This is a genomic window from Methylobacterium sp. J-001, from assembly GCF_022829565.1.
GTDB lineage: Bacteria > Pseudomonadota > Alphaproteobacteria > Rhizobiales > Beijerinckiaceae > Methylobacterium.
Genome location: NZ_JAKSYN010000133.1, coordinates 59,630 through 86,122, shown reverse-complemented (window position 1 = coordinate 86,122; position 26,493 = coordinate 59,630). Strand labels below are relative to the sequence as shown.

22 protein-coding genes are annotated in these 26,493 nt (G+C 70.9%); 2 read left to right on the top strand and 20 right to left on the bottom strand.

The genetic code is table 11. The annotated features are described in order from the left end of the window. Positions 1 to 3: 3 nt before the first annotated feature. The 11 genes from MKK65_RS15620 to MKK65_RS15570 form a co-directional block, all read right to left on the bottom strand. Positions 4 to 1,665, bottom strand: a complete 1,662-nt coding sequence (locus tag MKK65_RS15620; protein ID WP_243958730.1) for an OFA family MFS transporter — start codon at positions 1,663 to 1,665, stop codon at positions 4 to 6. A 137-nt stretch (positions 1,666 to 1,802) separates the two neighbouring features. Then, a complete protein-coding gene (locus tag MKK65_RS15615) occupies positions 1,803 to 2,096 on the bottom strand; it encodes a formate dehydrogenase subunit delta (protein ID WP_058192067.1) in 294 nt (97 codons plus the stop codon). A gap of 4 nt (positions 2,097 to 2,100) precedes the next feature. Then, a complete protein-coding gene (gene fdhF, locus MKK65_RS15610) occupies positions 2,101 to 4,962 on the bottom strand; it encodes a formate dehydrogenase subunit alpha (protein ID WP_243958729.1) in 2,862 nt (953 codons plus the stop codon). An 11-nt stretch (positions 4,963 to 4,973) separates the two neighbouring features. Then, positions 4,974 to 6,533, bottom strand: coding sequence for a formate dehydrogenase beta subunit (locus MKK65_RS15605; protein WP_243958727.1), 1,560 nt, complete (start codon positions 6,531 to 6,533; stop codon positions 4,974 to 4,976). Next, complete coding sequence (locus tag MKK65_RS15600; protein WP_243958725.1) at positions 6,530 to 7,015, bottom strand: formate dehydrogenase subunit gamma; 486 nt, start codon at positions 7,013 to 7,015, stop codon at positions 6,530 to 6,532. The genes MKK65_RS15605 and MKK65_RS15600 overlap by 4 nt, the downstream gene beginning before the upstream one ends. Positions 7,016 to 7,272: 257 nt before the next feature. Beyond that, positions 7,273 to 7,929, bottom strand: coding sequence for a glutathione S-transferase family protein (locus MKK65_RS15595; RefSeq protein WP_243958723.1), 657 nt, complete (start codon positions 7,927 to 7,929; stop codon positions 7,273 to 7,275). A 97-nt stretch (positions 7,930 to 8,026) separates the two neighbouring features. Beyond that, on the bottom strand, positions 8,027 to 8,458 hold the full coding sequence (locus tag MKK65_RS15590; protein WP_243958720.1) for a cytochrome c-type biogenesis protein: 432 nt from the start codon (positions 8,456 to 8,458) through the stop codon (positions 8,027 to 8,029). 236 nt (positions 8,459 to 8,694) lie between these two features. Continuing rightward, positions 8,695 to 10,698: a heme lyase CcmF/NrfE family subunit gene (locus tag MKK65_RS15585; RefSeq protein WP_243958718.1), complete on the bottom strand. Its 2,004-nt coding sequence runs from the start codon at positions 10,696 to 10,698 to the stop codon at positions 8,695 to 8,697. A 10-nt stretch (positions 10,699 to 10,708) separates the two neighbouring features. Then, on the bottom strand, positions 10,709 to 11,224 hold the full coding sequence (gene ccmE / locus MKK65_RS15580; RefSeq protein ID WP_243958715.1) for a cytochrome c maturation protein CcmE: 516 nt from the start codon (positions 11,222 to 11,224) through the stop codon (positions 10,709 to 10,711). Between the two features lie 148 nt (positions 11,225 to 11,372). After that, the gene (ccmI, locus tag MKK65_RS15575) at positions 11,373 to 12,860 is read right to left on the bottom strand and encodes a c-type cytochrome biogenesis protein CcmI (protein ID WP_243958713.1); all 1,488 of its coding nucleotides are present in this window, start codon (positions 12,858 to 12,860) and stop codon (positions 11,373 to 11,375) included. Between the two features lie 175 nt (positions 12,861 to 13,035). After that, positions 13,036 to 14,454, bottom strand: a complete 1,419-nt coding sequence (locus MKK65_RS15570) for a sensor histidine kinase (protein WP_243958711.1) — start codon at positions 14,452 to 14,454, stop codon at positions 13,036 to 13,038. Between the two features lie 369 nt (positions 14,455 to 14,823). Between MKK65_RS15570 and MKK65_RS15565 the strand changes: the two genes are divergently transcribed. Further along, the gene (locus MKK65_RS15565) at positions 14,824 to 15,423 is read left to right on the top strand and encodes a GNAT family N-acetyltransferase (RefSeq protein WP_243958709.1); all 600 of its coding nucleotides are present in this window, start codon (positions 14,824 to 14,826) and stop codon (positions 15,421 to 15,423) included. A gap of 205 nt (positions 15,424 to 15,628) precedes the next feature. Here the strand turns inward: MKK65_RS15565 and MKK65_RS15560 are convergent, their stop codons facing one another. The 7 genes from MKK65_RS15560 to MKK65_RS15530 form a co-directional block, all read right to left on the bottom strand. Then, complete coding sequence (locus tag MKK65_RS15560) at positions 15,629 to 16,849, bottom strand: 2-methylaconitate cis-trans isomerase PrpF family protein (protein ID WP_409565436.1); 1,221 nt, start codon at positions 16,847 to 16,849, stop codon at positions 15,629 to 15,631. A 5-nt stretch (positions 16,850 to 16,854) separates the two neighbouring features. Beyond that, positions 16,855 to 17,532, bottom strand: a complete 678-nt coding sequence (locus tag MKK65_RS15555; RefSeq protein WP_243958705.1) for a response regulator transcription factor — start codon at positions 17,530 to 17,532, stop codon at positions 16,855 to 16,857. Between the two features lie 35 nt (positions 17,533 to 17,567). Further along, entirely contained in the window at positions 17,568 to 17,939 is a 372-nt protein-coding gene (locus MKK65_RS15550; protein WP_243958703.1) for a PepSY domain-containing protein, read from the bottom strand. A gap of 208 nt (positions 17,940 to 18,147) precedes the next feature. After that, entirely contained in the window at positions 18,148 to 18,348 is a 201-nt protein-coding gene (locus MKK65_RS15545) for a hypothetical protein (RefSeq protein ID WP_058192080.1), read from the bottom strand. Continuing rightward, complete coding sequence (locus MKK65_RS15540; RefSeq protein WP_243958701.1) at positions 18,345 to 18,677, bottom strand: hypothetical protein; 333 nt, start codon at positions 18,675 to 18,677, stop codon at positions 18,345 to 18,347. The genes MKK65_RS15545 and MKK65_RS15540 overlap by 4 nt, the downstream gene beginning before the upstream one ends. A 372-nt stretch (positions 18,678 to 19,049) precedes the next feature. Beyond that, positions 19,050 to 19,553, bottom strand: coding sequence for a hypothetical protein (locus MKK65_RS31220; protein WP_279596744.1), 504 nt, complete (start codon positions 19,551 to 19,553; stop codon positions 19,050 to 19,052). A gap of 122 nt (positions 19,554 to 19,675) precedes the next feature. Then, positions 19,676 to 20,221 (bottom strand): phage tail tip lysozyme, encoded by a 546-nt coding sequence (locus tag MKK65_RS15530; RefSeq protein WP_243958699.1) that lies wholly within the window; start codon positions 20,219 to 20,221, stop codon positions 19,676 to 19,678. Between the two features lie 44 nt (positions 20,222 to 20,265). Between MKK65_RS15530 and MKK65_RS15525 the strand changes: the two genes are divergently transcribed. Then, positions 20,266 to 20,829: a GDSL-type esterase/lipase family protein gene (locus MKK65_RS15525; RefSeq protein ID WP_243958697.1), complete on the top strand. Its 564-nt coding sequence runs from the start codon at positions 20,266 to 20,268 to the stop codon at positions 20,827 to 20,829. 320 nt (positions 20,830 to 21,149) lie between these two features. Here MKK65_RS15525 and MKK65_RS15520 read toward each other — a convergent pair whose 3' ends face one another. Then, positions 21,150 to 22,406, bottom strand: a complete 1,257-nt coding sequence (locus tag MKK65_RS15520) for a DUF2793 domain-containing protein (RefSeq protein WP_243958695.1) — start codon at positions 22,404 to 22,406, stop codon at positions 21,150 to 21,152. A 144-nt stretch (positions 22,407 to 22,550) separates the two neighbouring features. Beyond that, entirely contained in the window at positions 22,551 to 26,447 is a 3,897-nt protein-coding gene (locus MKK65_RS15515; RefSeq protein ID WP_243958693.1) for a glycoside hydrolase/phage tail family protein, read from the bottom strand. Between the last annotated feature and the right edge of the window lie 46 nt (positions 26,448 to 26,493).

The following is a 26,493-nucleotide window of genomic DNA, read 5'->3' as shown; positions in this document are numbered from 1 at the left end:
CGCTCAGCGGAACAGGATGAACGCCTTCGACACGGTGATGCCGATGCCCCAGAGGATCGGGATGCCGACCACCGCCCAGGCCAGGGCGGCCCCGGCGCCGAACCCGCCGCGGCCGATGCCGAACGAGCCTGAGGACCGGACGGCAGCGGCACCGGCCCTGGCGTCGAGGGTGGCGCGCTCGGCATCCGACATGAACCAGCGCCCCGCAAGCGGCCGGATCAGCAGGTTGCAGACGAACCCGGCGGCCAGGAACGCGGCCAGCACGTACATGGTCCGCCCGTAGAGATCCGCACCCTGTACCCCGGCGGCGGCCTGGGCCTCGCGGATCTTGGTGACCACGAACGGCCCGACGATGCCGGCGGTCGACCAGGCGGTGAGCAAGCGCCCATGGATCGCGCCCACGAACTGCGTCCCGAACACATCCGCGAGGTAGGCGGGGATCGTCGCGAAGCCGCCGCCATACATCGACAGGATCACGCAGAAGAAGGCGACGAACAGCGCCTGCGAGCCGATCCCGGCAGCCCAGGGCGCGGCGGCGTAGAGAACGCCGCCGAGTGCGAAGAAGATGGCGTAGGTCACCTTGCGGCCGATCCGGTCCGACATCGAGGCCCAGAAGAACCGGCCCAGGATGTTGAACAGTGACAGCAGGCCGACGAAGCCGGCCGCGATCGCGGCAATCTGTGCCTTCTGGCCCGGATCGAGGGCGGCGAAACCGGTACCGGGCAGCCCGATCAGGGCGCCTCCGAAGATCTCTTGGAGCATCGGCGAGGCCAGCGCCAGCACGCCGATCCCGGCCGAGACGTTGAGGCAGAGCACCAGCCAGATCATCCAGAACTGGACGGTCTTGTGCGCGTCCCGCAGGTGGACGTGGCCCGAGGCGATCATGGCATTCTTGGACGCCGGCGGCGTCCACCCGTCCAGCTTCCAGCCCGCCGGCGGGACCCGGTAGCCGAAGGCGCCGCCCAGCATGAACACGCTATAGCCGACCCCCATGACCGCGAGCGTCTGCCAGACGCCGACCGAGTCGGCGCTCCGGAAGGTCTTGATCAGCCCGTCGGCCAGGGGCGAGCCGATCATGGCGCCGCCGCCGAAGCCCATGATCGCCATGCCGGTGGCCATGCCGCGCCGGTCGGGGAACCACTTGATCAGCGTCGAGACCGGGGAGATGTAGCCGAGCCCCAGCCCGATGCCGCCGATCAGCCCCATGCCGAGCCAGACCAGCCAGAGTTGGTGAAGGTAGACGCCGAGTGCGCCGATCAGGAAGCCGCCACCCCAGCACAGGGCGGCCGCGATGCCGGCCTTGCGCGGCCCGGCCCGCTCCAGCCAGCCGCCGAACACGGCGGCCGAGAGGCCGAGCATCACGATCCCGATGGAGAAGACGATGACGAGGTCGCTCACGCGCCAGTCGCAGGTGGTGGTGAACAGAGCCGTCATCACGCCCATGTCGGGGCAGGCGGCGGGCGCGGGCTGGCCGACGGACAGTGCCCGGCTCAGCGGCAGCCAGAACACCGACAGGCCGTAGGACATGCCGATGCAGAGATGGATCGCCAGGGCCGCGGGCGGGACCAGCCAGCGGTTGAAGCCCGGTTTGGCGATGATGCGCTCACGGGACAGCCAGCCGTGATCGCCCCCGGGCGCGACCGCGCCCGCCAGTTCTGAACGCATCGAGACTTCCTCCGGGCGCGACTTCTTTCGCCGAGTCGCGTCGTTTGGGAAGCTTAGCGGTTATAGATACCGGTTGCCAGCACACGCCACGGCCGAACCCGGGATCTAATCCCCGGCTCGGCCGCGCGGAGTGCGGATCAGCCAGCGTCGCTGGCGCCCTCACCAAGCTTCTGCGGATCGCGGGTCGCCGGGCGCACCGGGCTCTCGGCCTGGGGCTCGGCACCGCGGAGCGCCTGCTGAACCAGGCTGTCGGCCCGGTCGCCCATCTCCGGCAGGGCGGCCTCCAGCTTCGAGACCATTTTAGGCGTCCAGAACGCCGTGATGTGCTTGTGCACCCCGGCTACCGCTTCGTCCTCCGGGTAGGACCGGAAGAACGTGGCGATCTGGTTCGCCATCCGGAGGAGCTTGTCCTCCTGGGTCTGCGCGCTCATCGGCTCACTCCGCCGCGTCGAGAGTTTGGGCAATGCGCGTCAGCGAGAAATCCTCCTCGTAGAACTTCGCCTGCCAGTCAGACGGCCGGTTGGTCCGCCGGACCTGCACCGCCGTCACCTTGTATTCGGGGCAGTTGGTCGCCCAGTCCGAATAGTCGGTGGTGATGACGTTGGCGCCGGTCTTCGCGTGGTGGAACGTGGTGTAGACCACGCCCGGCTGCATCCGCTCCGAGACCTTGGCCTTCAGGGCGATGTCGCCGGAGCGGCTCTCCAGGGAGACCAGGTCGCCGTCGACGATGCCGCGCAGCTCGGCGTCGAACGGGTGGATCTCCAGCACGTCCTCCTCGTGCCAGCGCGAGTTCTCGGTGCGCCGGGTCTGCGCGCCGACATTGTACTGGGACAGGATCCGGCCCGTGGTCAGGATCAGCGGGAACTTGGCCCCCGTGCGCTCCTCGGTGGCCACGAACTCGGTGATCATGAACCGGCCCTTGCCGCGGACGAAGCGATCCACGTGCATCATCGGGGTGCCGAGCGGCGCCTTCTCGTTGCAGGGCCACTGGACCGAGCCCAGCTCGTCGAGCTTGGCGTAGGACACGCCGGTGAAGCTCGGGGTCAGGCCGGCGATCTCGTCCATGATCTGCGACGGGTGGCTGTACTCCATCTTGTAGCCCAGGGCGTTGGAGAGCAGCACCGTGCCCTCCCAGTCGCCGTAGCCGCCCATCGGGGGCATGACCTTGCGGACGCGGGAGATGCGGCGCTCGGCGTTGGTGAAGGTGCCGTCCTTCTCCAGGAACGAGGCGCCCGGCAGGAAGACGTGGGCGTATTTCGCGGTCTCGTTCAGGAACAGATCCTGGATGACGATGCATTCCATCGCCTTGAGGCCGGCCGTGACATGGTGCGTGTCGGGATCCGACTGCGCGATGTCCTCGCCCTGGATGTACATCCCCTTGAACGCGCCATCGACGGCCTCATCCAGCATGTTGGTGATGCGCAGGCCCGGCGCGCCGTCGAGCTTGGCGCCCCACAGGGCCTCGAAGCTCTCGCGGGTGGCGTCGTCCGAGACGTGCCGGTAGCCGGTGAACTCGTGCGGGAACGAGCCCATGTCGCAGGAGCCCTGGACGTTGTTCTGGCCGCGCAGCGGGTTCACGCCGGCACCGAGCTTGCCGATGTTGCCGGTGGCCATGGCGATGTTGGCCATGCCCATCACCATGGTCGAGCCCTGACTGTGCTCGGTGACGCCCAGCCCGTAATAGATGCCGGCCGCGCCACCGGTGGCGTAGAGCCGGGCAGCCGCACGGACCTCGGCCGGATCGAGGCCGGTGAACGACTGCTGGTTCTCGGGCGAATGCCGCTCCTCGGCGATGAACCGGGCCCAGGTCTCGAACTCGGCAAGATCGCAGCGCTCGCGGACATAGGCCTCGTCGACCAGCCCCTCGGTGACGATGACGTGCGCCAGCGAGTTGATGAAGGCGACGTTGGAGCCGGGCTTCAGCGGCAGGTGGTAGTCGGCCTTGATGTGGGGCGACTTCACGAGGTCGATCTTGCGGGGATCCGCGACGATCAGCTTGGCGCCTTGGCGCAGGCGCTTCTTCATCCGTGAGCCGAAGACCGGGTGGCCGTCGGTGGGGTTGGCGCCGATCACCAAGATGACGTCGGAGTTCTCGACCGACTTGAAGTCCTGGGTGCCGGCCGAGGTGCCGAGCGTCGACATCAGGCCGTAGCCGGTGGGCGAGTGGCAGACGCGGGCGCAGGTATCGACGTTGTTGTTGCCGAAGGCGGCGCGCACGAGCTTCTGGACGAGGTAGGCCTCCTCGTTGGTGCAGCGCGACGAGGTGATGCCGCCGACCGAGTCCTTGCCGTAGGTCGCCTGGATCCGCTTGAACTCGGAGGCCGCGTGGCTGATCGCCTCCTCCCAGGACACTTCGCGCCACGGATCCGTGATCTTGGCGCGGATCATCGGCTTGGTGATGCGGTCCTTGTGGGTGGCGTAGCCGTAGGCGAAGCGGCCCTTGACGCAGCTATGGCCCTCGTTGGCCTTGCCGCCCTTGTAGGGCACCATGCGTACGACGCGGGTGCCCTGCATCTCGGCCTTGAACGAGCAGCCGACGCCGCAATAGGCGCAGGTCGTCACCTCCGCGTGCTCGGGCTGGCCGAACTCGTGGATCGACTTCTCCTGGAGGGTCGCGGTCGGGCAGGCCTGCACGCAGGCGCCGCAGGAGACGCACTCCGATTCCATGAAGTTGGTCGGGCCGGCCGCCACGCGGCTGTCGAAGCCGCGGCCCGCGATGGTCAGCGCGAAGGTGCCCTGCACCTCCTCGCAGGCGCGGACGCAACGGTTGCAGACGATGCATTTCGACGGGTCGTAGGTGAAGTACGGGTTCGACTCGTCCTTGGGCAGATACTTCTCGGCGCTCGGCACGACGTGGTTGTCGCCCTCGTAGCCGTAGCGGACGTCGCGCAGGCCGACCACGCCGGCCATGTCCTGCAATTCGCAATCGCCGTTGGCGGCGCAGGTCAGGCAGGTCAGCGGGTGATCGGAGATGTAGAGCTCCATCACGCCCTTGCGGAGCTTGGCGAGCTTGTCGGTCTGCGTGCGCACGACCATGCCGTTCTCGGCCGGCGTGGTGCAGGAGGCCGGCGTGCCCCGCCGTTCTTCGATCTCCACGAGGCAAAGCCGACAGGAGCCGAACGGCTCCAGGCTGTCGGTGGCGCACAGCTTCGGGATCTGGGTGCCGGCGTGCATCGCCGCCGCCATCACCGAGGTGCCGGCCGGAACCGTCACGTCTATGCCGTCGATCGTCAGGGTGACGGTCTGCTCCGCGACGCGGATCGGCGTGCCGTAGTCGATCTCCTTGATCAGGCCCATCGACGTCTCCTTCACTCGGCCGCGACCGGCAGATCGCCGGCGCGCCTGAAATCTTCAGGGAAGTGGGTGATCGCGCTCATCACGGGCATCGGCGTCAGCCCGCCCATGGCGCAGAGCGACCCATCGGTCATGACCTCGCAGAGGTCCTCGATCAGCTTGAGGTTGGTCTCCGGCCGGATGCCGGCGATCACCTTGTCCATGGTCTCGACGCCACGGGTCGCGCCGATGCGGCAGGGGGTGCACTTGCCGCAGGATTCGGTGGCGCAGAACTCGAAGGCGAAGCGCGCCTGGCTCGCCATGTCGACGGTGTCGTCGAACACCACGATGCCGCCATGGCCGACGAGGCCCTTCTGGGCCGCCATCGCTTCGTAATCGAGGGGCGTGTCGAGCAGGTGGTCCGGGAAGTAGGCGCCCAGCGGCCCACCGACCTGTACAGCCCGCACCGGCCGGCCCGAACGGGTGCCGCCGCCGTAATCCTCGATCACCTCGCGCAGGGTCACCCCGAAGGCGAGTTCGATCAGGCCGCCATGCTTGATGTTGCCGGCGAGCTGGATCGGCAGGGTGCCGAGCGAGCGGCCCATGCCGTAATCGGCGTAGGCCCCGGCGCCGTTCACGAGGATCCACGGCACGGCCGTGAAGGTCATGACGTTGTTGACCAGCGTCGGCTTGCCGAGGAAGCCCTTGAGCGCCGGAATCGGGGGCTTCGCCCGGACGATGCCGCGCTTGCCCTCCAAACTCTCCAGCAGCGAGGTCTCCTCGCCGCAGATATAGGCGCCCGCCCCGAGCCGGACCTCCAGGTGGAAGGTTTTGCCGGATCCCAGGATGTCGGCGCCGAGCACGCCGGCCTCGATGCCGTTGGCGATCGCCTCCTTCAGGGTCGCGAAGGCCTGCGGGTATTCGGAGCGCAGGTAGATGTAACCCCGGGTCGCGCCGGTGGCGATCGCCGCAATGGTCATGCCCTCGATGAGGTTGAAGGGGTCGCCCTCCATCATCATCCGGTCGGCAAAGGTGCCGGAATCGCCCTCGTCGGCGTTGCAGACGACGTATTTCTGCTCGCTCTTGGCGAGCATCACGGTGTTCCACTTGATCCCGGCCGGGAAGCCGGCGCCGCCCCGGCCGCGCAGGCCGGAATCCCGTACGGCGGCAACGATGCCCTCGGCATCGAGCTTCAGCGCCGCCTCGAGCCCACGATAGCCGCCATGGGCGCGGTAATCGGCGACCGAGACCGGGTCGATGACCCCGCAGCGGTTGAAGGTCAGGCGCTGCTGCCGGGCGAGGAACGGGATCTTTTCGGGGTCGCCGAGGCGCAGGGCGTGCTCGCCGCCGGTGGCGAGACCGGCATCGAGCAAGGCGTCGACATCCGTGACCTTGACCGGCCCGTAGGCAACCCGGCCCTCAGGCGTGGCGACCTCGACCATCGGCTCCAGCCAGAACAGGCCGCGCGAGCCGGTGCGCACGATGGTCACGTCAAGGCCGCGGCGCTCGGCGCCCGCAAACAGGGCCCGGGCGACCTTGTTGGCACCGAGGCCGAGCGCCACGGCGTCCCGGGGGACGTAAAGGGTGACGCTCACTGGCGGGTCTCCCGCTTGGTTTCGGCCAGGGCCTCGTCGAGGCCGTCGGCGGTCAGGTGGGCCACCGGCTCGCCGTCGATGAGGGCTGCGGGTCCGTTGGCGCAGAGGCCGAGGCAATAGACCGGCTCGACCGTGGCGCTGCCGTCGGCGGTGGTCTCGTGCCAGCCGCAGCCGAGGCGACCGAGGATCTCGCGGTGGATCTTGTCCGAACCCATAGCCTGGCAGGCCTCGGCCCGGCACAGCTTCACCTCGTGACGGCCGGCGGGGTGTGCCCGGAAGTCATGGTAGAAGGTGATGCAGCCATGCACCTCGGCGCGCGACAGGTTCAGCGCGTCGGCGATGAGCGGCACGGCGCCGCCATCGACGTATCCGAAGGCCTCCTGCAACGCGTGCAGGATCGGCAGCGTCGCGCCTTCGAGATGGGTATGCTCTGCAATGATCCCGGTGGCGCGTTCCGCGCTCCAGGGCTCGTGACGCGCCATGGTTTCCAGCCCAGTCTGTTCCTTTTCTAAAGCGAAGTGGAACAGAAATGCCGAACACCATCAATCGCGCAGTCCGGTCGCCTGACAAAGGATCCCTGTCGAACTGTCACCCATCCCAGGACGCGGGTCGCCCTGCGCGATAAGCCTTTCTTAAAACTCCGTTTTCCGACGTTCAAGATCGCGCGAGACGTCTTGGGTGCAGTGCAACAGAATCTTGTGCCATGCAAGAAATTGCATCCGCCGTGCCGCGCGGGCGCTCAGAACTCCATGTCGAGCTCTTCGATCTCGTCCGGCTCGTCGGCGGCGGCCTCGGCCCAGTCGATCATCAGGGGCCAATGCAGGATCGTGTCGCGATAGGCCGCGGCCCGGGGTGGCAGCGTCACGTCGTAGGTGCGGAAGCGCGTGCAGACCGGCGCGTACAGGGCGTCGGCGAGGGTCGGGCGTTCCCCGAACAGGAACGGTCCGTCATAGCGATCCAGGCAATCGTCGAAGATCGTGATGATGCGCTCGATATCGGCCCGGGCGCCGTTGAACACCCGGAAGCCCGGGTGGAACGCGCGCAGGTTCATCGGCAGGGCCGAGCGGAGGTTCACGAAGCCCGAATGCATCTCGCCCGCGATGGAGCGGCAATGGGCACGCTCGGCCACGGAACGCGGCAGCAGGCCGGCCTCCGGGAAGGTCTCGCCGAGATACTCGGCGATGGCGAGGGTATCCCAGACCACCACGTCGCCGTGCCGCAGGCGCGGCACCAGGAAGGACGGGGACAGGTGCAGCAGTTCCGCCCGGCTGGTCGCATCCGTGCCCGACAGAACCTCGGTGTCGAAGGCGAGCCCCGCCATCCGGCAGATCAGCCAGCCCCGCAGGGACCAGGACGAGTAGTTGCGACTGGAGATGGTGAGCGTGGCGGCAGTCATCGTCTCTACCCCGGGCGCGTCGCCGATCATGCGATCTGCGCTACCGGATCCAAGACTCGTGCCGATTCGATCCGGGCGAATCGCGATGCGCCGAAGTCTACTCCCGTCGGAGCAGCGCGGCGACCTCCGCCTCCTCGGCCGCCGACAGGGTCCGGACCGGCGCGGCCGGCCGGCGGCGGGCGAGGCGCCAGATTCCGAAGGCGCCGAGCAGGACCGCCAGGATCGGGGTCAGCCAGAGCAGCAGCGTGTGCAGGGCGAAGACCGGCCGCAGCAGCACGAACTCGCCGTAGCGGTCCACGACGTAGCGCAGCACGGCCGGGTCGGTATCGCCCTTCTGCAGGCGCTCGCGCACGATCACGCGCAGGTCCTTGGCCAGCGGCGCGTCGGAATCATCGATCGACTGGTTCTGGCAGACCAAGCAGCGCAGCTCGGACGAGATCTCCCGGGCCCGATGCTCCAGCACCGGATCCTTTAGAACCTCGTCGGGCTGCACGGCGTGAGCCGGGGCGGCGAGCGCGAGGATAGCCAAGAATGCGTAGGCGAGGCGGCCACGCGCCCTCCCTCTCCCCTCTGCGGGGGAGGGTGCCCCCTGCGTCAGCAGGAGTCGGGAGAGGGGAGCGACGCTGCAGGGCAGATCGCGCCAGGAGCCGAAACCCGCTCCATCGCGCTGCCCCTCTCCCCCCCTGCTGCGCAGGGTACCCTCCCCCGCAGAGGGGGGAGGGAATATCCACCGGGACCTTGCGCGCAATCCCATATCCCGACCCATCACTCGGCCGGCACGGCGGCGTTCGGCATCGCCCGCGCCCGGGCCTTGGCCGGGACGCCGACACGCATCCGGCGGTCGGTGAGCGACAGCCCGCCGCCCAGCGCCATGACCACGGCGCCGAGCCAGATCATCAGCACCAGCGGCTTGTAGTAGAGGCGCACGCCGACCCCGCCGTCCTGGCCGATCTCGCCGAGGCTGGCATAGACCTGGCTCGCCCCGATGGTCAGCAGGCCCGATTCCGTCACCGACATCTTGCGGCTCGGGTAGAAGCGCTTGCCGGTCTCGACCCGGCCGACCTCGTCGCCGGCGCGGGTCCGGATCGTCAGGAAGGCCGCGGCCTCCTCGTAGTTCGGGCCGGCCCGGGGGGCGACGCGGTCGAGGGTCGCCGTGTAGGGGCCGGTGGAGAGGGTCTGGCCGGGCTTGAGCGTCGCCAGCCCCTCGGTGGCCCACCCTTGGGCGGCGATGCCGATCACCACCACGCCGACGCCGGCATGGGCGAGCGCGGTGCCCCAGGCCGAGCGCGGCAAGCCGATGGCCCGGCGGCCGATCTGGCCGAGGTTGCGCGTTCGGCTGGCTCCGTAGCCCCGGGCCCGGGAGACGATCTCCAGCGCGGAGCCGATCAGCAGGTAGGCGCCGAGACCGATCCCGACCGGCGCCATCACGGGGCCGCCCCAGGTCAGGGCCAGAACCGCGAAGCCGACCACCAGGGCGACGGCGAGCGCCGCGAACAGGCGCTGCGAGGCGGCGAGCACGTCCCCGCGCTTCCAGGCGAGCGCCTGTCCGAACGGGACGATCAGCAGGAGCGGGATCGCCAGGGGGATGAAGGTGGCGTTGAAGAAGGGCGGCCCGACCGTGATTTTTTCCCCGGTCAGCATCTCCAGCAGCAGCGGGTACAGGGTGCCGACCAACACCGTGGCGCAGGCGGCCACGAGGAACAGGTTGTTGAGGACGAGGGAGCCCTCCCGGGAGATCGGCGCGAACAGGCCGCCCTGGCGCAGCAGCGGCGCCCGCCAGGCGAACAGCGTCAGCGAGCCGCCGATGAACAGGATCAGGATCGCCAGGATGAAGACGCCGCGGGTCGGGTCGGTGGCGAAGGAATGTACCGAGGTGATCACCCCGGAGCGGACTAGGAAGGTGCCGATCAGCGACAGCGAGAAGGTCAGGATGGCGAGCAGCACCGTCCAGACCTTCAGGGCGTCGCGCTTCTCCATCACAACGGTGGAGTGCAGCAAGGCCGTTCCGGCGATCCAGGGCATCAGGGAGGCGTTCTCGACCGGATCCCAGAACCACCAGCCGCCCCAGCCGAGCTCGTAATAGGCCCAGTACGAGCCCATCGCGATGCCGAGCGTCAGGAATGACCAGGCGGCGAGCGTCCAGGGCCGCACCGCGCGGGCCCAGACCGCGTCGATCCGCCCGTCGATCAGGGCGGCGACCGCGAAGGCGAAGCTGATCGAGAAGCCGACATAGCCGATGTAGAGGAGCGGCGGATGGATCGCGAGGCCGACATCCTGGAGCAGCGGGTTGAGGTCGTTGCCCTCGAGCGGCGCCGGCACCACGCGGCTGAACGGGTTCGAGGTCGTGATGATGAACAGCACGAACACGAAGGTGATCAGGCCCTGCACGCCGAGCGTGTTGGCGCGCAGCCGCGGCGGCACGGAATTCTTGGCCGCCGCCACGCAGGCACCGAACAGGGTCAGGATCAGGACCCAGAGGAGCATCGAGCCCTCGTGGTTCCCCCAGACGCCGGAGAACTTGTAGATCAGCGGCTTCTGCGTGTGCGAGTTCTCGACCACGTTCTGGACCGAGAAGTCCGAGGTCACGTGCGCCCAGGTGAGGGCCGCGAAGGCGAAGAGCACGCACGCGAAGGCGCCGAGCGCCGCCTGCGAGGCGACCTGGCGAAGGGCCGGGTCGCCGGAGCGGGCGGCCCAGACCGGCATCACCATCTGGACAAGGGAGATCGCCAGCGCGAGCGCGAGCGCGAAATGGCCGGTCTCGACGATCATGCCGGTTTCCTTACCGCTCGCTGCGGGGCCCGAGGGTCCCGCCGTTCGAGGCGGTGACGGGCTTCGGGCCGGCCTTGGGGCCGCCCTTGTCGCCCCCCTCCTGCCAGCGGCCCTGCGCCTTGAGGGCGTCGGCGACCTCGCGGGGCATGTACGATTCGTCGTGCTTGGCGAGCACGGTGTCGGCGCGGAAGCGACCGCCCGGCTCGAGCATGCCCTCGGCCACGACGCCCTGCCCCTCGCGGAACAGGTCGGGCAACAGGCCCTTGTACTGGACCTCGACGGTGGCGTTGGTATCGGTCACCATGAAATCCACCGTCTGGTCGGGCCCGCGCCGGAGCGAGCCGTCCTTGACCAGCCCGCCGAGCCGCAAGCGGGTGCCGGGGGCGATGCCCTGCTGGGCGATATCGGTGGGCGAGCGGAAGAACACGATCGAGCCGCTCATGGCGAACAGGATCAGCCCCACGGCGAGCGCCAGGACGCTGCCGCAGGCGGCGATCAGGATCAGGCGGCGGCTCTTGCGCGTCACGTGTCTTCCACCCCGGGATCCGGCGGGCTTATACCCGACCAGACCTGAACCGTTCTCATTCTAGCCTTGCAGGGTGTCGGCCCGGCAGCCGCGCCGGTCAAGGGCGCAGGCCGGGACCGATTGTCGTACGAACAGCCGCGCGCCGCCGTCAGGGATCGGATTTGGCGGGCAGATCGAGCTCCCGGGCGAGCCCGTCGAGCCGGCTCACCGCCTCGGCATTGGCGGCGAGCGCCATCCGGGCGCGGTCGAGGGCCTTGATCGCCTGATCGTGTTCACCCAGCGCGCTGTAGGAGCGCACGAGGCGCAGCCATTCGTCCGGCGTGCCGCCCCGGGCCGCGAGGCGCCGGTCGAGGCCGTCGACCATGCCGCGGATCGCGGCGTCGCGCTCCGCCGGACCCATCGCCTGCATGGCGGCGGCCGCCGATTCGGTGTCGGAGCGGGGTGCGGGCGCGACCATGGGACCGGGTGGCGCCGGCGGGGTCTCGCTGCCCGGATCGAGGCCCAGGATGCGGGCGCCCGCCTCGACCTGGGCGAGCCCCTGCGGATCGCCGGCCAGCGCCACCCGGGCCCGCGCCAGGGCGGCGATCGCCTGATCGCGCTCCCCGAGCACCGCGCGCGACCGGGTAAGCCGCAGCCACTCGTCGGGGGTCCCGCCGCCGGTCTTGAGCCGGGCATCGAGCCCGTCGACCATGCCGCGGATCGCGGCCTGCTGCTCGGCCGGAATTTTTGGGGGCGCCGGGGGCGCGGCGGGCGGCGCAGGCTCGCCCTTGAGCCGGGCGAGGTTCTGCCGGACCAGCCCGAGCCAGGGCGCGTCGGCGGGGCTCGCCTCCTGCAGGGCGGTGAGCTGGCGGATCGCCTCGCCGGGATCGCCGGCCTGCTCGGCGGCCCGGGCGAGATAGAAGCGGGGTTTGGGCGCGTTCGCTTCCTTGGCCTGGGCCTTCTCGAACAGCGCCTTGGCCTCGGGCGAGACGGTGCCCTCGCCCGCCGCCGTCAGGGCCTCGCCCCAATCGGCCAGGGTGTCGGCGGTCTCGCCCTTCAGCCGGGCGATGTTGGCGAAGGCGCGGGCCGCGTCGTCGAACCGGCCGGTGCGCATGTAGACCGGGGCGAGCACGGCCCAACCGCGGGCATCGTTCGGGTCGCGGGCCAGCCGCGCCTCGATCTGGCCGACAGCCTTCATCAGGTCTTCGGTGCCGCCGCGGGCGGCCTGCCGGTCGGCATCGGTCTGCGCCGGCAGTTCCGGCGAGCCGTAGAGACCGTAGGCGATCAGCGCGACCAGCGGGATCGTGGACAGCGCGAAGGCGGAGGCCGCCCGGCGCCGGCGCAGCCGCGGCTCGGCCGGGCGCGCAGCCTCGTCGGCGTCGGCATCCTCGGCATCGCGCCGGACGTCGCGGCTCGCCCGGAGCAACCGGCGGGCCGCCTCGGCGCGTGCGGTCTCGGCCTCGTCGGGCGCGATCAGGCCGCGCTCCTGGTCGCGGGCGATCTCGGCGACCTGATCCTCGTAGAACGCGGTCTCGGTATCGACGCTGGAGCCGCCGCCCTCGCCGACCGGAACGGCGGTGCGCCGTGACATCGGCCAGAGCAGGCCCAGCACGCAAGCTGCGGTCATGCCCGCCAAGATGAACCAGATCGCCGTCATCGAACCTTCGCCAGCGAGCCCGACTGACCCGCGCCTCCCCACGCCCTGTGGATCCGGCGGCTGGACGCCACGACGGCCTCCGGCGGCGGGACGGTGTCACGCAACTTCAGCACGATGACAAGGGGCAGGCGCGAGCCATGAGGCCGCGTCCCACGGCGGAAAAACCCGCGTCGGATCAATGGCTGGCCGCACCCACCGGCGCGTCGCCCGGCACTTCGAGGACCGCCCGCAGGCCGCCGAGACTCGCCTGCTCCAGGGTGAAGCGCCCCCGGTACAGGGCGGCGAGGTCCGCCACGATGGAGAGGCCGAGGCCCGAGCCGGGCTTCGATTCGTCGAGGCGGCGGCCGCGCCCGAGCACGGCCTGGCGGGCCTCCGGGGGCAGGCCCGGGCCGTCATCCTCGATGGCCACGACGAGGTGGGGATAATCGTGCTTGGCCACCGCCTCGGCCCGGATCGCCACCCGGCCGTGGGCCCATTTCGAGGCGTTGTCGACGAGATTGCCGACCATCTCCTCGAAATCCTGGCGCTCCCCCCGGAAGCGCAGGCCCGGGGGAACGTGGACATCGTAGGCGATGTCCTTGTCCCGGTAGATCTTGCCGAAGGTGCGCACGAGGCCGGCCAGGGCCGGCTCGACCTCCGTGGAGGTGCCCAGGGTGCCGGCGAGCGCGGCGGCGCGGGCGCGGTCGAGGTGGTAGTTCACCTGGTCCCGCATCACTGCGGCCTGCTCGCGGATCTTCTGGGACAGCTCCTCGGGCGCGTCCGAGGCGCCGACCTCGTTGACGATGATCGAGAGCGGCGTCTTGAGCGCGTGCGCGAGGTTGCCGACCTGGGTCCGGGCGCGCTCCAGGATCTCCCGGTTGGTCTCGATCAGGAGGTTCACCTCGCCGGTGAGCGGGGCGATGTCGCGCGGATAGGTGCCGGTGATCCGGTCGGCCTCGCCCCGGCGCACGGCGCCGAGCGCGGCACGCATCTTCTTCAGGGGCGCCAGGCCGAACCGGATCTGCAGCAGGGTGGTGATCGCCAGCGACAGGCCGAGCAGCCCGAACGTGATGGTCAGTGAATTGCGAAACCGGTCGACGTCGTTGACGATCTCGTCGGCGGGCCCCGCGACCCGCACCGTGTAGCGGCCCTCCTCGCCGAGATCGACGTCGCGCTCCATGATGCGCAGCAGGCGCCCGTCCTGGGCCTTGCCGTAGCCCTGGCGGATCTGCCCGACGCCGACCTTGCCGTCGGCATCGGTGGCGGGCCCCAGCGGCACGCCGACGAGGGAGCGGGAGGTGCGCAGGTCCCGGGGCTTCGCATCGGGCTTGCCGACCTGCCAGTACCAGCCGGACAGGGGCAGGTCGAAGCGCGGATCGCCGAGCGAGAACGTTCGGCTCTCGGGATCGTTGGGCGAGACGAGATCGGTGGCGAGGTTGTTGGTGAAGACCAGGAGCCGGCTGTCGAAGGCGCGCTCGGTGTTCTCCCGGTACAGGGTCGTCAGGATCCAGGCCGCGATCAGCAGGATCGCCGAGCTCGACAGGAACGCCGACACGGCCAGCCGCACCGCGATCGAGCGGCGGCGCAGGGAGAAGAGACCGATCAGGGTTTTCATCGGCCCAATGCTGGCTGGGGAAGTGATGGTCTAGTCTCGCTTGATCGGCGCACGCACCGCCTCGCGCGCGGTCACGGCGCGCAGGTCGTCACCGATACGGAGAGCGTCACCCCGCAGAGCCTCGGCCTCGTCGCGATGCAGACACCGGATCGGGTCGTATCCGAAGGACCAGAAGGACGCCAAGGCATCCAGGCCCGTCCATGGTTTGAACCGGCGTGTCCGCGACGCCGGACCGCGTCTGTCGGCGGGTGTCATAGCGAGGGGCAAATCCGTGGGGCGCAGACTGGCCTCATGTAGAACAACTGACGACAGCGCGACAACAACCGCACGCTCGGAGAAACGACGACGCAAGACGTGGAGGTGATTCCTATGGAAACGCGGGAGCTTGGGTTGGAGGAACCCCCTCCCCTCGGCCCCCTCGAACGATTGACGGAAGAGCATGAGCTGATCGGTTTCGCCGGAGGACCCGACGACGTCGGCGATCAGGCCGGTTGGCTCAGGAGCCAAGCTCTTGCGAACGATCGCGAGGGCTACACGCGCGCGTTCGTCGCCTGCTTTCCAGGCACCAAGCGCGTTGGAGCGTTCTTCGGACTGTCATCCGCTGTGGTAGCCCGAAGCGATCTCCCCAAGCGGGCGCAACCGCACGGAACGCCCAGGGTCGTGCCCGCAGCCTTGATCGGGCGCCTCGCTCTTCACGCGGACCTGCAAGGGCGCAACTTAGGAATAGAAATTCTCATCGCTGCGATCGAGCAATGCGTCGTGGCGTCCGAGCAGATCGCTTTCCGGGTGATCATCGTCGATGCCGCCAGCCCCAAGGCTCGGAGACTCTATGAAAAACTCGATTTCAGGCCGATCGCCAATCTGGAGCTTCCAAACCGTTTATTCCTACCGGTCAAAACAGCGGCGGCGTTGATGAAGCTCAAACCGGGAAGCAATAGCTCGTTCTACTTGGGCCTAGCGTCGCCATGAGCGTGCATGCGCAACAGTCTGCGTGGCCCCCTCCGAAGGAGCCGGCGGCGTATCGAGGGCGTCCGTGAGGGCATCGAAAGCTGCGTTCGACAGCAGCACAAGATGCGGATCATTCGCCGTCTGACGATGACCGCCGACGGGCGCAGGCATGGTCCTGTCGACACCTCCGCTAACAAACCGCTTCGCGGGGCGCTGCCGATGGGTGCTATCTTTGACCGGGCGCTTGTTCATGGGACTCACCATCGGAGAGTGTAGCGCGTGTCCCATCCGTTTGCACCTGAGTGCGAGGCTCATAATACACGGCGCCCCGCATCAGCGGCCGCGCCGTGCGGAAGAAGGAGCCGCGCTCCGCCCGCCATCCGTCGCCGTCCCGCGTCACAGCGGCGTCGGCGGTGAGGATCCCCGAGGGCATGCCGACCCGCAGGGCCGCGTCGCCGGTGGCGCGGGCGGCCTCGTGGACCAGGCTGCCCGCGATCCGGGCGGCCACCGCGAGGCACAGGGTGGCGGTAAGCGGCAGCGCCTGGTGCGGCGCGCCGTTCGAGATCACCCGGGCGGTCAGATCGACGTCCGCGGCGCGGATCGCCGTACCGGACAGGCTGGCGGAATCCTGCGGCGGCGCGACCAGGCCGACGAAGGGCACGTGAACGATCCGCGCGGCGGCGTCGCGATCGGGGGCGATGCCCATCGCCACGGAGGCGGCCAGGCGGATCCGCGCCAGCCGGTCCAAAAGGCCCGGCACCGCCTCCAGGGCGGCGGGCAATTCGGTGCCGGTGAGGCCGAGATCGGCGGCGCGGACGAACACGCAGGCATTGGCCGCATCCACCAGCGAGGCCTCGACCGGGCCGAGGCCCGGCACGTCGAGGATCTGCCGGACGGCGCCGGTGGGCAGGAGCCTTCCGGTGGTGGCGCCGCCGGGATCGACGAAATCGAGGCGGATCGGCGCGCCGGTGCCGGTGACGCCGGGGATCGCCAGGTCGCCGCGATAGACGGCACGGCCGCCCCGGACCTCGAAGGAGGCGTCGATCTGCTTAGCAGTGTTGGTGTTGAAGATCCGCAAGCACGCCGGGCCGTCGGCGGCCTCCACCAGCCCCTCGTCCACCGCGAAGGGGCCCACCGCCGAAAGCATGTTGCCGCAATTGCCGGACAGGTCGATCCGCCCCTCGCGGACCACCACCTGCACGAAGGTGTAGTCGATATCGGCATCCGGTCGGGTCGAGGGCTCGACGATGCAGATCTTCGACGCCGAGGACACGCCCCCGCCCATGCCGTTGAGCTGGCGCCCGAACGGGTCGGGGCTGTCCATGGCGGAGAGGAAGGCGGGCTCCCAGGCGGCGATGTCCCCGGGCACGTCCTGCCGACGCAGCATCAGCGCCTTGCTGGTGCCGCCGCGCATGAACACGGCCGGCAGCACGCCGGACGCCGGCACCGCGGTCACACCCGCGCCGGCGGCTGGTTGGGATCCACCAGGTAGCCCAGCCCGCGTACGGTCTGGATCAGGTCCACGGCGAGCTTCTTGCGCAGGCGGCCGACGAACACCTCGATGGTATTCGAATCCCGGTCGAAATCCTGGTCGTAGAGGTGCTCGGTCAGCTCGGCCCGGGAGACCACCCGGCCGGTATGGTGCATCAGGTAGGAGAGCAGCCGGTATTCGTGGCTGGTGAGCTTCACCTGGGCGCCGTCGACGAAGACCTTGCCGGAGCGGGTGTCGAGGGTGACCGGCCCGCAGGCGATCTGGCTGGTGGCGTGGCCCGCCGCCCGGCGCAGGAGCGCCCGGACCCGCGCCATCAGCTCCTCCATGTGGAACGGCTTGGTCACGTAATCGTCGGCGCCGGCATCGAAGCCATCGACCTTGTCCGACCAGCGGTCCCGGGCCGTGAGGATGATCACCGGCGTCTTCACCCCGGCCCGGCGCCACTTCTGCAGCACCGAGACGCCGTCGGCCTTGGGCAGGCCCATGTCAAGGATGATCGCGTCGTAGGGCTCGCTCTCCCCGAGATAGCCGCCCTCCTCGCCGTCATAGGCCTTGTCGGCTACGTAGCCGGCCTCCTCCAGCGCCGCGACCACCTGCCGGTTGATATCCCGGTCATCCTCCACGACGAGCAGTCGCACGGCTCACTCCATTCCACTGCGGGTGTGAAGCCCGGTCAGTATTGGCCCGCGACCTTGCCGGTGCGGGCGTCCACGATCACGTGCACGAAATGCCCGTCCCGGCGCAAGGCGGTCAGCATGTAGACGAGCCCGTCCTCGTGACGGCACAGGCTCGCACGCTGGATCTCGGCCCGGGGGATCACCGTGCGGGCCGCCCGAATCGCCGCCACCGGGGCGATCACGCGCCGCTCGCCGACCTCCTCGCGCATGTCGGCCGGCGACAGGCAGCTCTCGATCCGCAGGGGCGTCGGATCCGCCACCTGGGCCGTCTGCGGGGCCGGCCCGTCATCGGCCATGGAGCCGAGGCCGCTGGCGGCGAGGGCCGCGGCGGTCAGGCTGATAGCGACGAGGGCGATGGCGTAGCGCATTGCCAGAAGATTAGCGCCGAGGGCACTGAATGCCCCCTGAATATGGAGCTGTAGGCCCGACGACGCGCGATCGGCGGGCTGTCGACTCCGGGGACATGAGAACTGTTTGATCGCGGACGGCATCGACCGGCATTACGGCCGACGGGCTTTTCGGGTTCCACGGCTCCGGCGGTGCCGCACAGGCGATTGTGGCGGCCGGCCCCAGGGCCTAGCGATCGGCCCGGCATCCGGCCGGCGGGGCCGACCGGAACAGGGTCGCCGGCGCGGCTGCGTGCGCAGCCAAAACGGCGTCGATCGACCAGGGCCGCGCCCCGAATTGCGCACCGAGCTGGAGCATGATCGCGATCGAGGCCGCCCCGGACAGGGCCAGCCAGATCCGGTCGAGGATCCGATTCCACTGCCGGCTCATCGTGCGCCTCCCGTGATCAGGGTCCAGAACGCCCGCAGGGCGGGCATACGCTCGGTGAGCCACGCGATCTGGTCCGAGAACCAGTGCGCGGCCGCCGCCGCGGTGACGAAGGCGAACAGGGTCGCGTGCTTGAGGCGCCTCAGGTAGCGGCGCAGCACCCGCCGCTCGACATGCGCGTCCACGAGCTCGTCGAGGACGGCCAGGCGCGGCTCCGTCTGGCGCGCGACATAGGCGTGCCAGAAGGGCGGGAACCGGATCGTACGCGCTTGCCCGTCGGGGTCGAACGCGCGCTCGGGCGGGTGGCGTGGGGCCTGACGGACGGCGTTCATGGCTTCCTCCCCCGGCACAGACCATTCCCAGCCTCGCACCAGACTGCGCGCAAGGCTCGAGGCGCTCCCTCTCCCGTGCGGGCGACGACGTTCGCGTATCGTCTTCGGTCAGGCCCGACGCACTCTCCTCCCCCTTGTGGGGAGGCGTTGGCGGTGGGGGTGGTTCAGGAGGCACCGTTGCGCTCCATCCTGCACCACCCCCATCCCTGACCCCTCCCCGCAAGGGGGAGGGGAAACGCGTTGTGTTCCAGAGGCTTGCCAAGGAACGAAGCCGATATGTGAATCTGTTAGCCCATGCGGGTGCGGGACCCCGTCTCGCATCCGGCATCGTGTGAAGTCGGCCGCTTGCGGGCGGAGACGCGCCGACCGCCGTCAGGCCTGATGCGCCGCGTCCCGCTCCCGCAGCGCCGCCAGCGCCGGCGTCAGGACGTTGCCGACGCTCGCCTGCGGATCGAGCGGCAGGGCCCGGAAGATCCGGGCGGCGACGCCCTCGGGGCCGCCCGCCTGCCGGACGACCCGGGCCGGGGCATGCGCCAGGACGTGCCGGGCGCCGGCCGCCACCACCGCGGAGCCGAGATCGACGCTCACGGTCCGGCCCCGCGCGGCGCCGGCCACGGCGTTCTGGCCGTACTCGGCCCCGGCCCGGATCGCCGCCTCGACCCGCTCCCGGGTCAGCAGCGAGGCCGCCCAGGGCGCGACCCGGGCGATGCCGGCGGTGACCGCCGCGGCGGCGATGGGCACCAGCACGGCCGAGACCGGCTGCAGCAGGCCGACCAGCCAGTCGCCCCAGGGAATCGCCACGCCATCCGCCGGAGCACCGGCCAGCGCCGGGGAAACCAGGGCGACGAACGGGATCGCGGCGCTGGCCAGAGCCATTCCCGATCGCGCTGCGACCGGGAATGGCACTAGGTCTTTGATTTGACGCGCTCGTTTACGCCGAACCGGTATCCACTTCGGCGACGAGCGCTCTGGCGCCAGCCCGGCACGGAAGAGCTGCGTCATGATCGATCTCCGGTGTTGCGCGCACGGCGGACCCGGCCGGCTCGGGATTCGGATGGCGGCGGCGCGGCCGCGCGCAGGGCGGAAAGCGCCCGGCGGGCCCAGGCCAGCCGGCTCGCTAGGGCGACCACCCCGGGCCGCTCGAAGAGCCGGCACACGGTCTCGGTGGCCGCCTCCAGGGTCGGGGCCTGCCGCAGGGTGGCGAGCGCCGCGGCCTCCGTGGTGCGCAGCTCCACGCAGAGGTAGCGGTACTGCGCGTCCAGCGATGCCGGATCGAGGGCCTGTGCCCGGCACCAGGCCTCCATGGCCACGCGCCGGGGGCCGGTCCATTGCGCCAGCCCCCAGCCGCCCCGGGACTCCGCCACCACAGGGGCGACCTCCTGGAGCTGACGAAAGCCGCCGCTCTCGTGGCCGAGATTGCCCAGCAAGCCGGCGGCCTGGAGATCGGTGAGCCCGAGATCGCGCATCAGGCGCGGTCCGAGGCGCCGGCATCCGGCCGCGAAAGCGTCGCCCGGCCCCCGGGCCGGACCGGTGGTTGCGGGCATGGGTCTTCTCCGGGCAGGGTCCGCGTGAGGCGGACGGGGGACACGTGGGACACGGACAGGACCGGCCGCTGGTGTTCATCGGCGACTCGATCACCGCCGGCTGGGGCGTCGCCCGGGCCGAGACCTTCGCGCGGCACGGGTTCAACGCCCGGGGCGTGCCGGGCCAGACGAGCGGGCAGATCCGCGCCCGGTTCCTGCAGGACGCGGCCGGCGCCCGGGGAATCCACCTGCTGTGCGGCATCAACGACATCGCCGAGATCGGCGGTCCGGTCCCGGACGGGGCGATCCGGGACAACATCGCCGCCATGGCGCGGGCGGCCTTCGAGGCCGGGCTGCCGCTCTGGATCGGCACCGTGATGCCGAGCGATTTCTGGGGGTGGCGCCCGGAGCTGCGGCCGGTGGCGCGCATCGACGCCCTGAACCGCTGGATCCGCACCCATTGCGCCGCCAGCGCCGCGGCGGTGATCGACTATCACGCGCCGCTTGCCACCCCGTCAGGTGCGCTCCGGCCGGAGTTCACCGAGGACGGCATCCACCTCAACGCCGCCGGCTACGCCGCGATCGAGCCGACGCTGCTGGCGGCCCTGGCGCCGGGGGATGAACGGTGAGGCAGGGCTGACGGCTTCAACAGCCTATCGCCACGGCAACGTTGGCTTCCCCTCGCCCCGCTTGCGGATTCACACATCAGGGTTGTCTTGAAACAAGGCTCTGAAACGCAACGCGTTTCCCTCCCCCTTGCGGGGAGGGGTCAGGGGTGGGGGTGGTGCAGGATGGGGCGCGGCGGTGCCTCCTGAACCACACCCACCTCCAACGCCTCCCCGCAAGGGGGAGGAGAGCGCGTCGCGTCTTTCGCCGTGCGATGTGTGAACGTCGCAGGCAAGCGGGACGAGGGGAACATGCCCGCACCGTGCGCTTCGGAATCCCCCCTTCAAGACCCCAGCGCCAGCCAGTGGGTCGGGACATTTCCAGCGCCCGTCACCGTGCCGCCGGTCGTGCGGCGGTTGCGGAGGGTGAAGCCGGTGGTGGTCACGTCGCTGATCTGGCTGGCGTAGAGCGTCCCGGCATCCCCGGCGACCGGTTGCGCCCAGGCACCCAGGCAGGCGCTGGGGAAGGCCGGCGCGAACGACACCGAGAAATCCGCATCGGCGCTGGTCGCGAGTCCCCATTGCAGGATCAGGCCGTTGGCGAGACGGGCGTAGCCGTTCGGGGTCAGCGCCTGCGTGCCGAGCGCCAGGGGCGTGCCGTCGGCGCGCTGGTACTGGCGCACGCGCCAGCGGCCGGCGCCGTCCGAGGTGGCGAGGCAGGTGTCGTCGGCGGCCGTGACGATGTCGGCGTGGGTCGGCAGCACCAGCTGCTCGGGATCGTGGACCAGGGTGGCGGCGCCGGCGAAGCGCAGGAGCCGCTCCCGGTCGGCGCCGGAGCCGAAGCGGGTGATCCGGGCCGTGCCGGTGACGAGGATCCGCCGCGTCCCGGCGCCGCCGAGATCGGTGGTCGCCGCCGAGGCCAGCACGGTCTCCGTGGAGGCGAAATCGATCCCGCCCTTCGCCGCGGATGCGGTGAGCGCGGTCCTGAAGGTTGATCCGTCCGGGGAGACCTTCAGCGAGAAGTCGTCGCTGCCGAGGAGGCCCAGCAGGGCGCGGGCGGAATAGCCGGTCTGGAGGATCAGGCCGGCATCCCGGGACGCGGCCTGCTTGTTGACCGCGATCCGCATGTCGCCGGAGCCCGGTGTGGCGTCGTCCCAGGTGAGCAGGGCCGCGTCGGACTTGACCGCGAGGCGGTTGGTGGCATCCGCCCCGGTGTTGATGCCGAGCCGGCTGACGCTCTGGATCGCCGTGAGCGTGCGGCGGAAGCTGCCCCAGGCGGTGCCGTCGAACACGTAGAGGTCGGCCTCGTCGATCACGTAGGCGAACCAGCCGGCCCGGGGCACGGCGCCGATCCAGACACCGTCTGAATAGCGCACCACCTGGCCGGCGAGCCCGGCCCAGGCGCCCCCCGGGTTCGACGCGACAACGAGGTAGCGGTCGCCGTCGGCGGGGTTCTGGGGCGGCGCCGTGAGGTCCTTGTCCAGGCAGGCGAGCTGGACCAGGGCGTCGAGGAGGCCGAGCGCCTCGTTGTGGGTGACGTGCTTCTGGGCCTGGCTCGCCGCGATCAGCGGCAGGCCGAGGCGGGGCGTGGCGTCGGTCATGGGGGGCTCCGGGGGGGCTTGCAATGCCGTCATCGCGAGCGCAGCGAAGCGACCCAGTGCAGCGCGCGATCACGATGGGTGGCGCATCCCTAGGTTGCTTCGCTGCGCTCGCAATGACGGTGAGGGCTTCGCTCCAAAGCCGGATCAGGCGGTTCGGATCGGGATACGCGCGCGCGTCGCCGGGCCGGGGCCGGCCACGGCGCCGATCAGGGCCACGGCCACGTCGAGGCTGGTCTGCTTGCCGCCGAAATCGGCCGCCTCCTCGGCGTAGAGGACCTGCTGCGCCTCGGCCCGGATCCGACGCAGGGGCGTACCGGCGCCGGAGAAGACCGTGACGGCGTAGGCCTCCGGCTCGTCCAGCGGAATCTCGGCGGGCTCCCAGGCATCGCCGTCCCGGCGCGCCCGGCGGATCCAGGAGAGCCGCACACCCGAGGCCTCCCGGCGCGCCCGCAGGTGGACCGGCCGCAGGGGACGCAAAGCCGCAAGCCCGGCCGTAGCGACGAACTCCGTGAAGGCCGGATCGCCCGGATCAAGGGCGGCCGGGCCGACGCGGTAGCGGAAGAGGCGACCGACCTCGTCCAGGCGCGCGACCAGGGGCACCACCGCGCCGTCGTCGAGCCGCACGATCAGGCTGCCCGCCGGCGCCACCCGTCCAGCCGACGCCTCGCTGCCGGCTAGCCCGCGCAGGAAACCCGAGAGCCGGTAGGTGTCGGGACCGGTCAGCACCGCGTCGGCGGCGGAGAGCAGCTCCACGGCGCCGTCCGGCCCGATCAGCGCGAACAGGTTACCGCCCGCGCGCATCGCGGCCTCGCCGATGGAGCCGAGCGCCCCGCCCCGCCGCAGGGTGACGTCGAGGGAAACGCCCCGGTGCAGCCGCCAGAGCGGGCCGGCCGGCAGGGCCGTGAGGGTCCGGCCGAGGCAGGCCGGGTAGTCGACGAGGCCGTGGAGCGCGAGCGGCCCAGATCCTTCCGCACGCCAGAGAGCCGCCGCCCCGGGCCACGGCTCGGCCGCCACGGCGAGGTATTGCAGCACCGTCGGGCTGCCGCGGTCCACCGGCAGGTCGAGCGCGAGGGCGAAGGGCGGGCCCGGGAAGGCCGGCACAGGACCCGCCGGCAGGGCCGGGCTGCGGGGCAGGCCGCGCGCGGGTCCGCCCCGGGGCGGCACGCCGCTCGCTTCGATCCGGCGCCCGGTGGGGGCGTCGTCGATCCGGTCGATCCTGCGCAGAACCGTCCCGCCCGGCACGTCGGCCGGCACCGCCAGGAGGTCGCCGGGCTCCAGCTCGACGCGGCGCGGGCTCAGGGTGAAGACCGCGCTGTCCCGGGCGGCGATGACCCGGTCGAGCATCGCCTCAGCCAAACCGTCGCCGGTCTCCCGGCGGGTGACGATCGCCGCCTCGATCCGGGTCTCGCGCCGCCGCTCGCCCACCGGGCGGATCGCGGCGGCCGTGGCGCGGCGGTAATCCGGGCTCTCGGATTCGGTCAGCCCGAGCTCGACCGAGCGTGGCAGCCCGCTCTCCTCGGCCCGGACCTGGCGCAGGACCGGTTTGTCCTCCGACAGCCGGACGAGATCGGCCTCGGCCAGCACCACCGGCCGGTCGCGGCGGGGCCCGCGCAGGTGCAGGGTACCGGCCACCGCCGAGACGTCGAGGCCGTAGACCTGCGCCAGGGTCTCCAGGGCGGCGCGCGCCGAGAGCGGCCGGTCGAGGACGTAGCCGTCGAGGAAGGCGGCGGCCTCCACGGCGACCGGCGCGTCGAAGCCGAAATCCGCCAGGATCTTCAGGACCAGCCGATCGAGGTCGCAGCCCTCGATCCGTCCCGTGATCCAGTGCCCGACCCGCCAGTTGGCGGTGTCGGCCCAGACCGCCTGCACGGCCGGGAAGGCCGGGTAGGGCCGGGCGTCCCAGGACCAGACGAAGATCGATCCCGGATCGACCATCCGGCCGCCATAGACCGGCGAGACCGGGTTGTCGGAGTCCGAAAAACCCGCCACGGCCGGATCGAACCGGGCGATCACGGCCTCGAGCCCGCGCAGCTGAATCAGCTCGTCGCGCAGAGCCCGGGAATGCGGCGGGTAGGCGCCCTCGGCGGATTTCGGATCGGGGAAGACGTTGGGGCCGTTCGTGCCCTTGTCCACCGCCGGCACCCCGACCTCGGTGAGCCAGATCGGCTTGGCCTTCGGCACCCAGGCGGTGGCGCGGGTCTCGACGCCGCCGTCGCGCTCGACATGCGGGTTCGACCACCAGCCGACCAGGTCCTTGGGCCGGAAGACCCACGGCTTGCCGGCGGCGCCGTCCTGGATCGGCAGGCGCGCCTGCGCGTCGCGCCCGGCCGCGTCGGCATAGTACCAGTCGAACGCCTCGCCGGAGGCACCCCGGGCCTTCAGGTAGGCGCGGTCGGCGATGTCGCCCGAGACCGCGAGGTCGGCGTGGTCCGGCGCGTCGCGCCAGTCGGAGATCGGCGGATACCAGTCGATCCCGACCGCGCCGATATTCGGGTCGGCGAACAGGTCGTCGAGGGGAAACCGGATCGTGGCGCCGCCGTCGCGGACATGGGCGCCGTACTCGGTCCAGTCCGCCCCGTAGACGAGGGTGACGCCGGCGCCAAGACGGGGCCGCAGCTCCGCCGCGAGGGTCTTGAACGCCTGCACGGCCGGGTAGCCCGCGACGCCGCGGACCCGGGTGAGGCCGACGAACTCGCTGCCGATCACGAAGCCGGCGATCCGCACGCCGCTTGCCGCCCATTGCGCCGCGAGACCGGCATAATGCAGCACCTCCGCGCGGTAGCCGTTCGCGAAGAAGCCCTGGACCTGCGCCTCCGCGGCGGCAGTGCCGTCCGGGCTCCCCGGGACGCCCGGGGCCGGGTCGCAGGTGATGCGCCCGCGCCAGGGATAGGGCGGCTGGGTCGCCCCGGGCACGCGTGGGTCGGGCAGGCTGTTGCCTGCGGCCACGTCCATCATCACGAACGGGTAGAGCAGCACGTCGAGGCCCCGGGCCGCGAGGTCGGCGACAAGCCGGGCCAGCCCGGCATCCGACGGGGTGCCGCCATAGGCGGGGGTGCCGTCCGGCAGGGTCGAGACCAGCTCCGCCTTGTCGCGCGTGATCCCGGCGACGCTCCAGGGTTCCGGCAGGGTGCGCTTGGTTCGGGTCTCGACCTTCGGCACCACCCAGCAGGCGCCGGCCCGCAGGTCGGTGCCGAACCACGTCGCCACCACGGCGACCCGGCGCAGGTTCGGGCACAGGGCCTGGAGGGCGTCGAGCGACGCCGTGACGTCGGTGGCGCGCTGGAGCTGGTGCCGGTTGGCCGCCTGCGTCCGGCCGAGGCCGAGATCGACGGTGACGCGGTTCGGGTCGAGAGCGAACTCGCCGGCCCCCGGGATCAGGTCGACGGCACGGATCCGGTGGAACAGGCCGTTGACCGGGCGGACCACCTCGAAGGCGAACTGGGGCACGCGGTTGCCGAACTCGGCGAGCGGCAGGTTCTCGAACACCACGTAGGCGAGGCCGCGATAGGCCGGGGCGTTCTCCGCGCCCTCCTTGGCGACGATCAGCGGGTCCGGCGCCTGGTCGGGGCCGCCGGTATGGACCCGCAGGGTGATCCCGACCTGGTCGATCTCCTTGCCGTCCGCCCAGATCCGGCGGACCATCGCGATCTCGCCCTCGCACAGGCCCACCGCCAGGTTGGCGAAATAGGCGTAGCGGGTGCGCACGGTCTTCTGCCCGCCCGCGCCCTTGGAGGCGGAGGCCGCGCGCTCCACCGTCGTGTTGGCGACCTCCCGGGCCCGCGTCGCCCAGATCAGGCTACCGCCGATCTTCGCCCGCCCGTAGACCCGGGGGATGGGGTCGCCCTCCGTGGAGGACAGGCCGGCGACATCGGCGAGCCGCGGCCCCTCGACGAAGCGCGCGTGTCGCCCGGAGCCCGACAGCATCCCGTCGAGCCCCGCCCCCGCGGCCGCCCCGAGCACGCGCCCGACCACCGCCCCGATCGGCCCGCCCAAAGCGGTCCCGACCGCCGCGCCCGCCGTCGACAGGATTAGGGTGGCCATGGCGGGCTCCGGAGTGGGGGCGGGCGTGTTGTGGTAAGGTTTGCCG

Bases quoted from the DNA above. Each gene is read 5' to 3' on its own strand.
- MKK65_RS15620 (WP_243958730.1), bottom strand. From the start codon at position 1,665: ATGCGTTCAGAACTGGCGGGCGCGGTCGCGCCCGGGGGCGATCACGGC.
- MKK65_RS15615 (WP_058192067.1), bottom strand. From the start codon at position 2,096: ATGAGCGCGCAGACCCAGGAGGACAAGCTCCTCCGGATGGCGAACCAG.
- fdhF (WP_243958729.1), bottom strand. From the start codon at position 4,962: ATGGGCCTGATCAAGGAGATCGACTACGGCACGCCGATCCGCGTCGCG.
- MKK65_RS15600 (WP_243958725.1), bottom strand. From the start codon at position 7,015: ATGGCGCGTCACGAGCCCTGGAGCGCGGAACGCGCCACCGGGATCATT.
- MKK65_RS15595 (WP_243958723.1), bottom strand. From the start codon at position 7,929: ATGACTGCCGCCACGCTCACCATCTCCAGTCGCAACTACTCGTCCTGG.
- MKK65_RS15585 (WP_243958718.1), bottom strand. From the start codon at position 10,698: ATGATCGTCGAGACCGGCCATTTCGCGCTCGCGCTCGCGCTGGCGATC.
- ccmI (WP_243958713.1), bottom strand. From the start codon at position 12,860: ATGACGGCGATCTGGTTCATCTTGGCGGGCATGACCGCAGCTTGCGTG.
- MKK65_RS15570 (WP_243958711.1), bottom strand. From the start codon at position 14,454: ATGAAAACCCTGATCGGTCTCTTCTCCCTGCGCCGCCGCTCGATCGCG.
- MKK65_RS15565 (WP_243958709.1), top strand. From the start codon at position 14,824: ATGGAAACGCGGGAGCTTGGGTTGGAGGAACCCCCTCCCCTCGGCCCC.
- MKK65_RS15550 (WP_243958703.1), bottom strand. From the start codon at position 17,939: ATGCGCTACGCCATCGCCCTCGTCGCTATCAGCCTGACCGCCGCGGCC.
- MKK65_RS15545 (WP_058192080.1), bottom strand. From the start codon at position 18,348: ATGAGCCGGCAGTGGAATCGGATCCTCGACCGGATCTGGCTGGCCCTG.
- MKK65_RS15540 (WP_243958701.1), bottom strand. From the start codon at position 18,677: ATGAACGCCGTCCGTCAGGCCCCACGCCACCCGCCCGAGCGCGCGTTC.
- MKK65_RS31220 (WP_279596744.1), bottom strand. From the start codon at position 19,553: ATGGCTCTGGCCAGCGCCGCGATCCCGTTCGTCGCCCTGGTTTCCCCG.
- MKK65_RS15530 (WP_243958699.1), bottom strand. From the start codon at position 20,221: ATGCCCGCAACCACCGGTCCGGCCCGGGGGCCGGGCGACGCTTTCGCG.
- MKK65_RS15520 (WP_243958695.1), bottom strand. From the start codon at position 22,406: ATGACCGACGCCACGCCCCGCCTCGGCCTGCCGCTGATCGCGGCGAGC.
- MKK65_RS15515 (WP_243958693.1), bottom strand. From the start codon at position 26,447: ATGGCCACCCTAATCCTGTCGACGGCGGGCGCGGCGGTCGGGACCGCT.